The organism is Ferrimonas aestuarii (assembly GCF_005116665.1).
In the GTDB taxonomy this organism is placed as follows: Bacteria; Pseudomonadota; Gammaproteobacteria; order Enterobacterales; family Shewanellaceae; genus Ferrimonas; species Ferrimonas aestuarii.
Genome location: NZ_SWCJ01000023.1, coordinates 1 through 15,853, shown reverse-complemented (window position 1 = coordinate 15,853; position 15,853 = coordinate 1). Strand labels below are relative to the sequence as shown.

8 protein-coding genes and 1 tRNA gene are annotated in these 15,853 nt (G+C 51.0%); 4 read left to right on the top strand and 5 right to left on the bottom strand.

The window, feature by feature from the left end; all coding sequences use genetic code 11:
• The first annotated feature begins 29 nt into the window (after positions 1-29).
• The 4 genes from FCL42_RS19565 (at position 30) to creD (ending at position 6,909) form a co-directional block, all read left to right on the top strand.
• On the top strand, positions 30-3,179 hold the full coding sequence (locus FCL42_RS19565) for an HD domain-containing phosphohydrolase (protein WP_205729304.1): 3,150 nt from the start codon (positions 30-32) through the stop codon (positions 3,177-3,179).
• 165 nt (positions 3,180-3,344) lie between these two features.
• Complete coding sequence (locus FCL42_RS19560; protein ID WP_136865120.1) at positions 3,345-4,037, top strand: response regulator; 693 nt, start codon at positions 3,345-3,347, stop codon at positions 4,035-4,037.
• A complete protein-coding gene (gene creC, locus FCL42_RS19555) occupies positions 4,034-5,479 on the top strand; it encodes a two-component system sensor histidine kinase CreC (protein ID WP_136865119.1) in 1,446 nt (481 codons plus the stop codon). The genes FCL42_RS19560 and creC overlap by 4 nt, the downstream gene beginning before the upstream one ends.
• Before the next feature lie 74 nt (positions 5,480-5,553).
• Positions 5,554-6,909, top strand: coding sequence for a cell envelope integrity protein CreD (creD, locus tag FCL42_RS19550; protein WP_136865118.1), 1,356 nt, complete (start codon positions 5,554-5,556; stop codon positions 6,907-6,909).
• Between the two features lie 37 nt (positions 6,910-6,946).
• Here creD and FCL42_RS19545 read toward each other — a convergent pair whose 3' ends face one another.
• The 5 genes from FCL42_RS19545 to fusA form a co-directional block, all read right to left on the bottom strand.
• Positions 6,947-9,421 (bottom strand): sensor domain-containing protein, encoded by a 2,475-nt coding sequence (locus FCL42_RS19545; RefSeq protein ID WP_136865117.1) that lies wholly within the window; start codon positions 9,419-9,421, stop codon positions 6,947-6,949.
• 787 nt (positions 9,422-10,208) lie between these two features.
• Positions 10,209-10,299: transfer RNA gene (locus tag FCL42_RS19540), tRNA-Ser, on the bottom strand.
• 78 nt (positions 10,300-10,377) lie between these two features.
• Entirely contained in the window at positions 10,378-12,036 is a 1,659-nt protein-coding gene (locus tag FCL42_RS19535) for an acyl-CoA dehydrogenase family protein (RefSeq protein WP_205729303.1), read from the bottom strand.
• Between the two features lie 78 nt (positions 12,037-12,114).
• Positions 12,115-12,792 (bottom strand): nitroreductase family protein, encoded by a 678-nt coding sequence (locus FCL42_RS19530; RefSeq protein WP_136865116.1) that lies wholly within the window; start codon positions 12,790-12,792, stop codon positions 12,115-12,117.
• 308 nt (positions 12,793-13,100) lie between these two features.
• Positions 13,101-15,188 (bottom strand): elongation factor G, encoded by a 2,088-nt coding sequence (gene fusA, locus FCL42_RS19525; RefSeq protein ID WP_136865115.1) that lies wholly within the window; start codon positions 15,186-15,188, stop codon positions 13,101-13,103.
• Positions 15,189-15,853: the final 665 nt, after the last annotated feature.

The window sequence follows — 15,853 nt, the reverse complement described above, 5'->3', positions numbered from 1 at the left end:
TTAATTGGGAGCTCACTCTGACGTTGCTGATGTTTTCATTTTCCACTCATTATCGCCGTATCTCGATTCGCACCGCATTAGGGCTGATGCTGGTTGCTTGCACCCTCATCACCGCCACTGTTGCCATCTCACTGCAGTACTACTTCGCCCGAAAGTCAGAGCTTCAGAACACGCTGACACAGTATCAAGGGATTGCACATAACGTCTCTGGCCACTTAAGCCGTATGCAAACCGTGGCAGAAAATGCCGCCAAAAGCGGCGCGCAGTTGGTCTCGTTGATTGGCGTCACCGAACCAAAACCGGAAATTTTACTGCCGTTATCCAAACTATTGGCCCACGACTCAGGACTGCATAGCGTTGCTGTGGCGCTTTCGAATAATAACTTTTTCCAGCTGATAAGTTTGCACAGTGAGCACGTTCGAGAGCGGGTAAAAGCCAATGAGGGCGATGCTTGGTTGGTCGTGAGCCACACCGGCGATAAACGCGCGCGCCACCGTACCAAGATATTTTTCGACAGGCAGTTCCAAGTACGTCGAGCCATTGAGGAGCAAAGTAACTTTCTGCCAACCAAACGCAGTTGGTTTGAAAACGCCATCGAAAACCAAGTCTACAAGAGCCGCCCATACCTGTTTCACACCATGAAAGAGTCCGGTGAGAGCTACTCTATCAAGGTTGCAGGCACGGATATCGTGGTTGTGGTGGATGTACTGCTGCATTCTCTCGAAGCCCAATTGCGACACCGCTTCGTGAACAACAACCAGCCTCCCGAAGCCCAAGCGTACATCTATCAATCCAGTGGCCAACTCATTGGCAGCAACCGTGACAACAAAGCGCAACTGGATACCCCGCCTCAGGTTTCTCCCATGCTGTTGACCTTTCAACAGCAGGAGCTAGTGGCAAAAACGCCGGTATTAAATCTCTCTAATCAATCAGATTGGGCTCCCTTTGACTACAGCATCGGTGGACGCCCCAGCGGCTACGCCGTCGACCTGTTAAAAATGGTATCGACGATGACCGGGCTTAGGTTTGATTTTGTTAACGGCAGCTCTTGGGATGAACTGAGTCAAGACTACAACGACGGCCACATTGATCTATTGCATTCGATCAACTTCGACGCACGCTTAAGTGGCACGCACACCGTGGGAGCCAAGCTTTTTGCCAATCAGTATGCGCTGTTGGTAAGCGACGACAATCAGCAGATTCAAAATCTAGAAACCATCAAACATGCCAGAGTTGGACTGTCAAAAGGCTGGAACATCATTGGTAAATTTAAGGCTCAATACCCTGATGCCCGTTTAGTCTATTTCGACTCTGTCAATGACGCCATCAACGCCCTAGAACAATCAGACGTGGACGCAGTGCTGGATGTAAAGCAAGTGCTGGAGGTCAATGTGCAGGAGCAATTTCGTCAGGGCTTGTCTTTACACCCAGTCACCACCGAACTGCTCTCAGAGAGCTTTCATTACCTAATTCGAGATGAACTGGCAGAAGTGGGCGAACTGATCGACCTTGCTCTGGCACGGATCACCCCATCCCAACATCAGCAGCTTGAACAGAAATGGTTTGGAGCCACCGTTGCCCAGTCCAGACACACTTTTGTGCCCTACAAAGAGCTGCTCACCTTTGCCGGCGATACCCGCTACCTAAATGCGGTGAATCTAGTCAGGCTAAATGGAAAAAAGCGCTATCTATTTATTGCTCCCCTCAACCGAGCCAACTCAGAGTTCTTGGCCATCATTGTGCCCAAAACCTACGTTATGGCGGGGCTGACAGAGGGCGTACTGTTATCGACCTTGGCTTCCGTGTTCGTGTTAGCGCTATTATTGCCGCTAGCGTGGATGATGGCCATCCCCATTTCAAAGCCCATCAATGCGCTAAAACAACAAGTTGAACTTATAAACCAACGCCAGTTCGATGGCGTATCGCGAGTGCACTCACAAATTGAAGAGAGCCACCAACTGGGGCTCGCTATCCACGGCGCCGCCCAGTCATTCAAACAATATGAACGTCAGCAAAATGAACTGTTTGACTCTATGATTGAGCTGATCGCCAAGGCCATCGACGAAAAATCCCCCTATACTGCCAGCCACTGCAGACGAGTGCCTGAGCTGGCGCTGATGCTAGCTGGAGCCGCCGAAGCCAAAACCGAGGGCTCGCTTGCCAATTTTAGCTTTGCCAACGACGACGAGCGCCGTGAGTTTCGCATCGCCTGCTGGCTGCACGACTGTGGCAAAATTGCCACTCCGGAACACGTGGTCGACAAAGGCACCAAGCTGGAAACCAATTACAACCGCATCCACGAAGTGCGCACACGATTCGAAGTGTTGTGGCGTGACCTACAGATAGCGCACCTTTTAAACGAGTTGCAAATAGAGGCCCACGAATTCTGCCCTGAAGTCCTGCTCAACGAGGATTATCAGCGGCTGCAAACCCAATTTGCCCTCATCGCTAACAGCAATATGGGGTCGGAGTTGATGACAGATGCAGACATTGAGCAGCTTCGCACAATAGGGGAGCAGCCTTGGACCCGTTACTTCGATGCCAGTTTAGGATTGTCCTTAGCTGAGCAGTCACGGCAGCAATACGTAGCGACTCCAGCACCAGAGACACTGCTAAGGGACAAACACGAGCACATCATTGAGCGTCAGACTAGCCAGACTCCACCGCCCTCTTTAGGAGTCACCATGGCAACGCCAACGCACCTATACAACCAAGGCGAGCTCTACAACCTCAGCGTGCGCCGAGGCACCTTAACACCAGAAGAGCGCTATAAAATTAACGAGCACATGATCACCGGCATCAAGCTGCTCGAGGGGATTCCCTTTCCTCCAGAGTTAAAGCGGGTTCCGCGCTGGGCTACCACCCATCACGAAACCCTTATTGGCGACGGCTACCCTCGAGGCCTCAATGAAGCGACGTTATCGATTCCAGAGCGGATTCTGGCCATTGCCGACATCTTTGAAGCATTAACGGCATCCGATCGCCCCTACAAAAGCGCAAAGACCTTGCCGGAAACCGTGGCGATCTTGCATAAGATGGCTCACAGCGGGCACATTGATGTCGACCTGTTCGAGTTGCTGCTCACCAGTGGCGTTTATCTGGACTACGCCAAAGCCTTTTTACCCGAATCAGAGCAGCAAGGAATTAACATCGCCCCGTATTTAGCCGCCCCTCTCTGATGGTGATTCCCCTCAGAGCATTGGGTTTACCATGTGTGCTTAAAGCGCATCAGCAATCTTTGGCTCAACCATTGGAGACTCGGTTTCCACAGTGATAAATTAACCTGCATAATTCATTAATTTCACTGCCGTTATTTGGCAGTTGCCCCAAACAGAGTGATCCTTTTGAGTAATCCGTTACCCGTTGTCATCATCGAAGATGAACCCGCCATTGCTGAAAACCTTATCCATGTTTTAGAGATGGACGGGTATCCAGTGCAGTGGTTTAGCACTGGCAGCGAAGGCCTTGACTATTTAACGCAGCACCACGCCGCACTGCTGGTTTTGGACGTCGGGTTACCGGACGGCAGCGGCTTTGAGCTGTGCAAAACCATCCGCGGCTTTTCCGATCTGCCGATCATCTTTCTTACCGCCAGAAGCGATGAGATCGACCGAGTGGTTGGACTTGAGATTGGCGCGGACGATTACGTCACCAAGCCTTTTAGCCCCAGAGAGCTATTAGCGCGAATCAAACTGCGCATCAAAGCCAAGACAAAAGTGGAATCTGCTGCTCAGCCAACCATCGCCACCAACCTCGAATTGGTGGCAAACAATTTCGATTACCAGGTTGGCGAACAGGCGCTCGGACTGACCGCTGCCGAATTTAAGATCTTGCAAAAGCTTATTGCCAGCTCACCCAATGTGCTTAGCCGAGAACAGTTGATGATCGCCGCCGACATGCCACCAGAGAGCCTGTATGAGCGCAACATCGACAGTCACATCAAAGCCATTCGCAATAAGCTCAAACCCGTTGGGCTGGCTCAACACTTGAGCACCAAACGGGGCTTTGGTTACTTTTACAGCCCCAAGGGAGAATGACATTGCGCTGGCCTAAAATTCCCCTAGGACTGAGGCTGTTTTCGCTCTATTTTGTGCTGATCGCCCTAACCGCCTACCTGATTAGCCAAACGGTGATTCAAGAGCTTAAGCCCACCGTGCGCCAAACCACCGAAGAGACGCTGGTCGACATGGCTAATCTGCTGGCAGTGCTTGCAGAAGACGCAGTAGCCAACGACCAGATCTCGGAAAGTCACTTCTCGAAACTGCTCACCGCCTATGGGCAGCGCGATCCCAAAGCGCGCATCTGGGAAGTCGGCAAAAAGGCGATAAACCACCGCATCTACATCACCAATAAGCAGGGCATCGTTATTGCCGACTCTTGGCAACAAGATGTGGGAAAAGACTACTCTCAATGGAACGACGTTTACCTGACCCTTAGGGGTAAATACGGTGCTCGCAGCACCATCGAAGATCCCGACGACCCGCTCTCTACCGTCATGCATGTGGCGGCTCCGATCTACCATAACAACGACATCATCGGCAGCGTCACCGTAGCCAAATCCAATCGCTCGGTGCAGCCCTTTCTGGATCAGTCCAAACGCAACGTGTGGTTCTGGATGGTGTGGATGAGCGCTCTGGTATTGATTGTGGCGGGGCTATTCGCCTGGCGTACCCACTCTGCACTGAGAAAACTGGAAGATTACGCCCACCAAATGGGTAAAGGGCAAAAAGCGGAGAAACCTGCATTTCGCGTGTTTTATGAGTACGACACCCTCAGTAATGCCCTCGAGGAGATGCGTAATCAGCTTGATGGCAAGCAGTATGTTGAAGAGTATGTGCAAACCTTAACTCACGAATTGAAAAGCCCGCTTTCCGCCATCAAAGGGGCCAGTGAAATTCTGCAGATGCCACTCCCCCAAGCCAAAACACAGCGCTTCGCAGCCAACATCGAACGGGAAAGCGATCGTATGCAGGCACTGATCGATAAATTACTGGAGCTAGCACGGTTGGAAAAACGCCTAGCGCTGGAGTCGGTAAGCGTAGTGCCAATTCAGCAAACCCTCAGCGAAATTACTGCCGCTGCTGACGCTCGCCTGGTTGCGAAATCCATCGATTGCACAGTAGACGCCACACCACAGCAGTCCGTTAAAGGGGATCCATTTTTGCTCAAACAAGCGCTATTTAACCTAATGGACAACGCTCTAGATTTCGTTTCTCCTAAAGGGCAGATTCGCTGGACAGTGAGATCCGATGCCACAGGCATCGCCTTATCGGTGTTTAATCAAGGGCCTCATATTCCCGATTATGCGCTACCTCGAGTGACCGAGCGCTTCTACTCCCTAGCGCGGGGTAATGGACAAAAAAGCACTGGTTTGGGGCTTAACTTCGTTGAGCAGGTGGCGAAGCTCCACGGCGGCGAGGTGATGATCGACAACGTGCCTAACGGGGTGGCGGTAACCATAAAACTGCCAACTCCATAAAAACTCCACATTAGCTCCATTCGTTCTCCAAATGGCGAATTTACACTGTGTCTATTCGCAATGGAGACTCGATAATGAAAAAAATTCTTGATAACCCTCTGGGCGTAAAGTTCGCCCTGGTTCTCGGCCTGTTCATCCTGCTGCAGATCCCCATTTCAATGATCAGCGGGCTGATCTCTGAACGCTCCTATCGCCAAGATGAAGTGAGAAACGACATCGCCCGCAGTAACGCCGGCGAGCAGCGCATCATCGGCCCCTTTATTGTGGTGGATTACACTCAAACCCGACACATCGATGGCAAAGCCTACCCTACCGAGCGCAGTGCATTTGTCTTACCGGATGCCTTCGAATTAGCGGCAGATTTAGACACCTTTGACAAATATCGCGGCATCTATCAAGCCCACATGTACCGAGCACAAACCAACATTAAAGGGCAATTTGACCTTCGCCAATTGGAGCCGCTCAAACAGTTTGATATCGATGCCGTTACCCTAGTGGTGGGCATCAAAGACAGCCGCGGACTAGTGCGGCTAGATGAGATGAAGTTGGCAGATACGCCAATCTCGCTTACCCCTGGAACACGGCTAAATGCAATCCCGCAGGGGTTTCACAGCCAACTTGATATCAACGAATTAGATACCGATAAACCGCTGAGCTTTGACTTAAATTTCCTCTTAATGGGAATGGGAAAGTTGCAGATAACGCCCATTGGCAACACCACCACGGTAGAACTCGCCTCCTCTTGGCCGCACCCAAGCTTTGTGGGCGACTATCTGCCGGTTTCCTCAACCATCTCGGAACATGGCTTTGACGCTCAGTGGTCCAGTAATAACTTCTCCACCAACATCGCTCAGCTGTTTCAGAACTGCCTCTCCAATAACGACAACTGCGACAAACTGGAGCAGAGGCAGATGGGAGTGAGCTTGATTGATCCTGTCGATCACTACCTGAAGTCTCACCGAGCCGTGAATTACTCAATTTTGGTCATCACACTGGTGTTTGCCAGCTTCTTTCTGCTAGAGCTGTTTCAAGCGCGGCCCATCCATCCCATTCAATATGGGTTTGTGGGGTTGGCGCTGGCGCTGTTTTACTCTTTGCTTATCTCGTTAAGCGAACACATCGGCTTTAACTGGGCTTACGGCGTGTCAGTGATGGTGTCCACCGTTTTGCTCAGTCTGTACGTCGGTGGAGTGCTAAGTAATCGCAACCACGGTACGCTGTTCGGCGCGGGGCTGTTGACCCTTTATGGGATGCTATTCGGACTGCTGCAGGCAGAAAACTATGCGCTGCTGATGGGTACCCTACTCTGCTTGGCCATTTTGGGTTTTGTGATGATGATTACCCGTCATGTGGACTGGTACAGCCACACTGCCAAAGCCACCACCAAAGAGGCTCAAACGATTCAGGAAACTGGCGCTGCTAATAGATAGACAGCAGTTACCGACGAAGCTCGCCATTTGGCGAGCTTCATGAGAACACGGGGGCAGATAACAGCATTTCCATCTTGTCGGCAGACAAGGGTTTACTGAACAGAAAGCCCTGTGCCAATAAGCAGCCACTCTGCTGGAGGAATTCCGCCTGTTCGTGATTCTCGACGCCCTCAGCAATGACCGTCAATGACAGGGAGTGCCCCATGGAGATGATGGCTTGTGCAATGGCTCGGCTGTCTTGATCCGCGGGGATGCCACTGATGAAACTCTGATCAATTTTTAGCGTATTCAGAGGCAGTTTCTTCAGGTAGCTCAACGAGGAGTAACCAGTACCAAAATCATCGATGGAGATCTGAATGCCCATCTGCCGCAGTTGGCACAGTTGCTCAATCGACTCTTCTGGATTTTGAATCATAAAACTCTCGGTGAGCTCCAGCTCCAACGCCGATGCCGGGTAGCCACTGTGATCAATGGCTTTGCGAACCGTGTCGACAAAATTGCCACTAAGCAGTTGTGGGCCAGCAACATTCACCGCAATACGACCAAATTCCAGCCCCTGCTTGAGCCACTCTAACCCCTGCTTACAGGCTTGGTTCAATACCCAAAACCCAATTTCATCCACTAGGCCTATGCGCTCTGCTGCTGGAATAAAATCAGCGGGTGACACCTCACCCAACTCGTTAGAGTGCCAACGCACCAGAGCCTCTATGCCCACGATCTTGCGGCTCAGCAGATCAAATTGCGGTTGATACACCAAAGACAGCTCATCATTCGGCAGCGCAGAATGAAGGGCGCTTTGCATCTTAAGATGGGCTTTGGACTGCTCGGTTAACGCATGGGTATAGAACGCGTAGTTGTTGCGACCTTGCTGCTTAGCCCGGTACATTGCCGCATCCGCATTACGGATCAGTTTGTCTCGATTATCACCGTCCTGAGGATAAAGTGCGATCCCCATACTGCCAGTGAGGTTCAAGTTCTCTTCTGAGCTCAGTACCACGGGCTTTTGGAACAACGTCATCAGGCTATTGGCAATGTTTGCCGCCGCATGGGCTCCATTGATATTAGGCAGAATCAGTACAAATTCATCGCCGCCAATTCGTGCGACGGTATCGGACTTTCGAACTCGGCTTTTAAGACGAGACGCCAACTCACACAGCACCTCATCGCCAACCAGATGGCCTCGGCTGTCATTAATAAGCTTGAAGTGGTCAACATCAATAAAGATCACCGCCAGTTCACTGTTATCGCGACTGGCTCGATAGATCTCGTCATCCAACCGAGTATGCATCTGAGCGCGATTAGGCAATCCCGTTAAAGGATCGTGGTAGGCCATGTGCTCTAGGCGCTCTTCCGTCTGCTTTTGCTGAGAAATGTCGGAAAAGATCCCCACAAAATAGCGCGCTCGGCCATCGTCGCCATAAACCGCAGAATGAGTTGACGTCTGCGGGTACAAGGTACCATCCTTTCGACGGTTCCAGATTTCGCCCTTCCACTGACCCGTTTCCAGCATCTCCTGCCACATACGCTGGTAAAACTCGGGCTGGTGACAGCCTGAATTCAAAATTCTGGGGTTCTTCGACAGCGCCTCTTCTCGGCTGAATCCGGTAATACTACAAAAGGCCTCGTTAACCTCGATGATGGTGCCACGATGATCGGTGATTAATACCCCTTCCGCCGAGTTAGCAAACACGGTAGCCGCGAGATTCAGCTGCTCTTGAAACACTTTGCGCTGGGTGATGTTACGGGTCATGCCGATGACCCCGAGCAAGGTACCTTGCTCATTAAAGATTGGGCTTTTAAAGGTCTCCAACCAGGTTTTTTGGTCTGGATCGTAGGGGTCTGCACACTCCTCTACCACCATCTGTCGGCAAAGGCGGATCACTTGATTGTCGGCAGTTTCGAACAAGGCGGCGCGCTCTGGGCCAAAGAGTTCGGTATCGCTCATGCCCACAGGGTCACGCTGCCAGAGATCCTTTACACTTTGGTTTGCAGCCACATAATGACCTTGGGTGTCCTTGACCCAGATCTGATCTTCAAAGCTATTGATGAAATGGTTCAGGCTTATCTGAGAATCGGCATTAAGTTTCTCAGGAAGGTCGGTTCGTGCCTGCTTCATCGCCTTGGCCAGATCGTTTTCCATCCTGCCCACGGTGTTGTCTATCAGGCGCAGTACATCTTCATTGAGCCCAACCAGCCCATATAGGCACAAAAACCCAAACTGCACGCCGTTCGGGTAGTAAAGCTCTCGCGCATGCAGCGGTTTGGGTCTGAGCTTAGGAGCGGTGTAGTTTAACGATGCGGTAAGCTCATCACTGAGCTGCGCCAATATGGCGTCAATGTCACTATCTTTGCCGGACTGGCATAGCACCGATGGTGAAGAGTCGGACTCAATCTGAATGACCGCCACAGTTGTCATTGCAAAGCGAGCCAGCATGTCAGCGCAAGCGCACCATTCGATGGTTAACTCGGTCACACAGGACTCATCCAACCATGAGCGATTAAGCTCTGTCACCCACAACCCCCTGGAGAAATTCTGTGCCTAAGCCTCAGGATTTCTTATTAAAAATCAGTATATTCGACTAGCAAACAAGCTAATTCACCTTAGCATCGTTCATTTTGACTGCAAGGTGCGCATTGTAAATGCTGGGGCAACATTTTAACGCCTTTTATGGAGAAAAACTGTAACAAACGCGTACCGCACTGAACCGACCAGTCCTTTTATTACTCAAATTGCGATATAAACCCACAAATACAATGCGTTGTAATGTTAGGCCAACCTAAAATCAGTCAACTATTCGGAGTGATGGCGCTATTGTGACGGGAGTTTCAAGACAGATTAAGTGCAAAATTGCGATTGGCGCTGCAGGTGTGTGTCCTACCGGAGCTGAAAGCTACAGTCTCAATGGCACTTGCTTGCGCCGACGCACTAAGTGATGTTCAACAAAACCCGTCTGTTAGTCGGTTTTTTGTTGTTTGACGGAGCAAATATGAATGAGCGGATTGATTCCCTCGCAAGCTCGGCCGCCGCAAGCGGCGTTACTCGCTACGCTCGTTGGAACCCTAACTAGGGTGCTGCACCCTATCTCACTTTTTCCAAACCTAAAAACGACAAAACCCGCCAGTTAGGCGGGTTTTTAAATATGGCGGAGAGATAGGGATTGATTCCCTCGCAAGCTCGGCCGCCGCAAGCGGCATTACTCGCTGCGCTCGTTGGAACCCATACTAGGGTGCTGCACCCTATCTCACCTTTTCCAAACCTAAAAACGACAAAACCCGCCAGTTAGGCGGGTTTTTAAATATGGCGGAGAGATAGGGATTTGAACCCTAGAAGGGCTATTAACCCTTGCCGGTTTTCAAGACCGGTGCTTTCAACCACTCAGCCATCTCTCCAACGCGGCGAATAATATGAAACCCTCAGGTAGATGTAAACCCCTAAGCGTGCGAGTGGCGCTTTTCGCGCCAACTCGGTCACAGCTGCGGCATTGCTCGGTCGATAATCGCACGGCAATCGATGCCTAAAGGCAGATTCCCATAATTTAACCCTCGCAGCTCTCCTAGGCGACTTTGGCAAAACGCCTCTGCAATCACGGGATTATCGGCACGGATAAGCTGCGCCGCCTGCATCGACTTCGCCAAACGTTCTACCATAAACCGAGCTTCATATTGGGGATCTTGCAGTTTGGCATAGTGCTGCTTGGTGTCGTTTAGGTAGGCATCGAACAGCGCTATCTGGCCCTGGTATCTTTCCAGCTCTTCAAAGAAACACTCAATGGACTCCGGGGTTTTAGCAACCGCGCGCAGCACATCCAAGCATTGCACGTTTCCGCTGCCCTCCCAGATGGAATTGACTGGCGCTTCCCGATAGAGACGAGGCAGGATACTTTCCTCCACATAACCAATGCCTCCAATGCACTCTTGAGCCTCACCGATGTGGCTGGTGGCTCGTTTACAGATCCAATATTTGCCTACGGCAGTAGTCAGTCGCACTAGGTTCTGCTCAAAACCATCATCAGATCTATCCAATGCATAGGCCACTCGCCCTGTCATGGCTAAAGCGGCCTCCACCTCAAGGCAGAGATCGGCCACCACGTTCTGCATCAAAGGTTGGTCAATCAGCGTTTTACCCATAACGCTACGATGCTGAATATGATGAACCACCTGAGACAGCGCCTGACGCATGAGGCCGGTTGAACCAATCATGCAGTCATAGCGAGTTAATGCCACCATCTCGATAATGGTGGCGACACCTCGGCCTTCATCCCCAAGGCGCCAGCCAAGGGCGCAACGAAACTCTACTTCCGACGAGGCATTGGCCTTGTTACCCATCTTATTCTTAAGACGCTGAACGTAGAATTGGTTCTTATCGCCATTAGGACGCCATCTTGGCAATAGGAAACAGGTTAGGCCGCCAGGCGCTTGGGCCAGAGTCAGAAAACCATCGCACATCGGCGCCGAGCAGAACCATTTATGACCAACAATCTCGTAATCATTACCGGAAAGTGGCTTAGCTGTGGTGGTATTGGCACGCACGTCGGTGCCGCCCTGCTTTTCGGTCATCGCCATGCCGATGGTGACCCCGGCTTTCTCAGACACAGGACGATTAGCCGGATCGTAGCGACCGTGCAGCAGCTTTTGCAGCCATTCTCCCGCTACTTGTGAATTTTTAGCCAAAGGCGGGACGGCAGCGAAAGTCATGGTCAACGGGCAAGCGCTGCCCGCCTCATTTTGGTTGTAAAGATAGCCCAGCGCCATGCGCACCACATGGGCGCCCTGCTTAGGCTCTGTCCACGGCAGAGTTGGAATCTTGTGCTCAATCGCCAATGCCATTAGCTCATGGTACGCCGGATGAAACTCAACCTCGTCGATTCGATGGCCAAAGCGATCATGGCAATGAAACTGAGGCAAGCCGTTATTGGCTTGAAAGCCTTTTTGCTGCCACTCTCTCTGCCCTAGCAGGGTTCCAAGGGCATCAATCCGGGATTCCCCCCACAGCCCTCCCTCTCGCTTAACGAGATCCACCAAAGGCTGATCAGTGCGATATAGGTTATGCCCCTCTAATGGCGGCGCCTGATTAAACACCTCATGGGTTTCGGCCAAACCGGCCGTTGAATGATTGAACTGAGACACCGCTAAATCCTTTTATTGATTACTCTTCAATCAATTTAAACTAGCGTTTAATTGGCCTCAGGTAAACCCAGTTGTGCTCTATAAGAACGACGCGATCTCCTCGAGGCTCTTTTTGTGCTGAGCATGCGCAGGAATGGTCGCATCATCACCAGGATAGCCGGCGATAATCAGCATATAGGGGCGCTCGTTATCACCACGCCCACAGATTTTAGACAGGAAGCTCATTGGCTTAGGCGTATGCGTCAACGTTGCAAGACCAGCATTGTGTAGGGCCGTCAACAGAAAACCGGTGGCGATACCAACGCTTTCATGCACGTAATAGTTCTGCGTTTCGCCATCGTCACTCATGCCGCCACGCTTTTTTGAAAATACCGCAATCAACCACGGTGCGATCTCTAAATACGGCTTTTGCGCATCGGTGCCCAAAGGCTTTAACGCATCCAACCACTCTTGACCTGCCCGCTTATCGTCATAAAACCCCCGCTCATGCAGCTCAGCTTGCTCACGAATCTGCGATTTGACCTCCGCAGAGCCAATTGCCGCAAAATGCCAGGGCTGATGATTGGCCCCACTGGGGGCGCTTCCAGCAGCCAAAATGCAGTTTTCTATCACCTCTTGGGCAACCGGTTTATCGGAAAAACTGCGTATAGAGTGACGCCGGCGTAGCTGTTCTAAATAGGCCTGCGAACGGGAGAGCATCTCCTGTGGGGGATATTCGACAAAATCCGCAAGTGGGGTATGAGAGTGAGGTTGCATGAGAGCTCCTTGTGCCTGTTTTCCATTCACTTCATGCTATCCCATCCCCTATTCCGCTAAAAGCCCTTTAATAGAGGGGAGGATTGGTCTTCTTAGGTAACAACCAAAGCGGCTTGATTGGCATTACCTTAAAACGGCTTCTCTGACGAACGTCAACGCTCTGCATCTTAAAACATTAAGTTAAGAGGGCTCAGCGGACAATCAATACCGCCATAACCAAGCAAAGCGATAATAGGAAAATTTCGTTGGCTCTAAAACGCAAAAAGCCCCGGCATTTGCCAGGGCTTTATACAGTCAGTAATTAAAAATTACTTAGCTGCTTCGCGAGCTTTCACTTCAGCGATAACTTCTTCTGCCACGTTCATTGGGCAAGGCATGTAGTGGGAGAACTCCATAGAGAACTGACCACGGCCAGAAGTCATAGTACGCAGGTGACCGATGTAACCAAACATTTCGGACAGAGGTACGTCAGCCTTGATGCGAACGCCAGTAGCGCCAGCTTCTTGGTCTTTGATCATACCGCGACGACGGTTCAAGTCACCGATTACGTCACCAACGTGATCTTCAGGAGTGAACACGTCAACCTTCATGATAGGTTCGATCAGCTGAGGACCGGCCTTAGGAATGGACTGACGGAACGCACCTTTCGCTGCGATTTCGAAAGCAACAGCAGAGGAGTCAACTGCGTGGAAACCACCGTCGAACAGCTCAACTTCAACGTCCAGTACTGGGAAGCCAGCCAGAACACCCTGCTCCATCATAGAAGCGAAGCCTTTCTCAACTGCAGGCCAGAATTCCTTAGGAACGTTACCACCAACAACAGTAGAGGTGAAGGTGAAGCCAGTACCTGGTTCGCCAGGCTTGATGCGGTAATCGATCTTACCGAACTGACCAGAACCACCAGACTGCTTCTTGTGAGTGTAAGAATCTTCTACCGGAGTAGTGATGGTCTCACGGTAAGCAACCTGAGGCTGACCAACAATCAGGTCAACACCGTAGGTACGCTTCAGGATATCTACTTTAATATCCAAGTGCAGCTCACCCATACCCTTCAGGATGGTTTCGCCGGAATCTTCGTCAGTTTCAACCTGGAAGGATGGATCTTCTGCAACCATCTTACCGATAGCGATACCCATCTTCTCACTGCCGCCCTTATCTTTAGGAGATACAGCGATGGAGATTACTGGCTCAGGGAAGATCATTGGCTCAAGAGTACACTCGTGCTTAACATCACACAGGGTGTGGCCAGTCTGTACGTTCTTCATACCAACAACGGCGATGATGTCACCCGCTTGAGCACGAGAGATCTCGTTACGCTCATCAGCGTGCATCTCAACCATACGGCCAATACGCTCAGTCTTACCGGTAGCAGAGTTCAGGATGGTCATGCCTTTTTCCATAACACCAGAGTAGATGCGGATAAAGGTCAGAGCACCGAAGCGGTCGTCCATGATCTTGAACGCCAGAGCACGCAGTGGCTCATCTGCAGAAACGGTAGCAACTTCACCGGTAGGCTCACCAGTCTCTGAATCAGTCAGAGGCTGTGGGTCCACTTCGGTTGGGCTAGGCAGGTAATCAACAACCGCGTCCAGAACCAGCTGAACACCTTTGTTCTTAAATGCAGAACCACAGTAAGTTGGGAAGAAGGACATGTCGCGGGTACCCTTACGGATACAACGCTTGATGTCTTCCAGAGAAGGCTCTTCGCCGTCCATGTAAGCCATCATCAGGTCTTCGTCCTGCTCAACAGCCATTTCGATCAGCTCTTCGCGGTAAGCGGCAGCGTCTTCAACCATGTCTGCAGGGATGTCTACGATTTCGTAGTTTTCTGGCAGGCCAGTGTCGTCCCATACGTAAGCTTTCTGGCTCAGTACGTCAACAACACCAACGAAGTCATCTTCACGACCGATTGGCAGGGTCATAACCATTGGGTTTGCGCCCAATACGTTCTTAACCTGGTCTACAACGCGGAAGAAGTCTGCACCCATACGGTCCAGCTTGTTCACGAAGATCAGACGAGCTACTTCGGATTCGTTAGCGTAACGCCAGTTGGTTTCGGATTGAGGCTCAACACCACCGGAACCACAGAATACACCTACACCACCATCAAGTACTTTCAGGGAACGGTAAACTTCAACGGTGAAGTCAACGTGTCCTGGAGTATCGATGATGTTCATGCGGTGATCTTTCCAGAAACAGGTAGTCGCAGCTGACTGAATGGTAATACCACGCTCAGCTTCCTGTTCCATGAAGTCAGTGGTAGCAGCACCGTCGTGTACTTCACCGGTTTTGTGAATCTTACCGGTAAGCTTCAGGATACGCTCGGTAGTCGTTGTTTTACCGGCATCAACGTGTGCGAAGATACCAATATTTCTGTATTTAGATAAATCAGTCATTGCTTTTCTCTGAAGAAACAATCGTTGTCACTTTTCGGCGGGGGAGTATACCACTTTTAATGCCAAAAGATACGCACTACCTCAAATGATTTCGATAGTTAGCGTATCTCTGTGGCATCGCGCATGTGTTACTCACGGCCGAAGTCGGAATTTGGTCTGACTTTGCCGTCCGAAATTATAGCCCACTTCTCTACGCCAACGACGATTTTGGGCCAGAATCGTCCGAGCAGTAGAACCCTTAATGTGTAGGCATCAACTGCCCCTTTCAATGGCTTCACGCTCGAATGACGTCAGGTTGTTGGCGATGTTCGCATCTGTATGTGACCGAAGGGTGATTTCAAGCCAATCAAAATACGAAAAAACCCGCGAAAAGCGGGTTGAAATATGGCGGAGAGATAGGGATTGATTCCCTCGCTAGCTCGGCCGCCTTCGGCGTTACTCGCTGCGCTCTTTGCAAACCCTAGCCACTAGCGTTTTGCACCCTATCTTCCTCTCTTAGAGCTGGTCTATACATGACTCGAGCTCAAAGAAATTTTAAATGGCGGAGAGATAGGGATTGATTCCCTCGCTAGCTCGGCCGCCTTCGGCGTTACTCGCTGCGCTCTTTGCAAACCCTAGCCACTAGCGTTTTGCACCCTATCTTCCTCTCTTAGAGCTGGTCTATA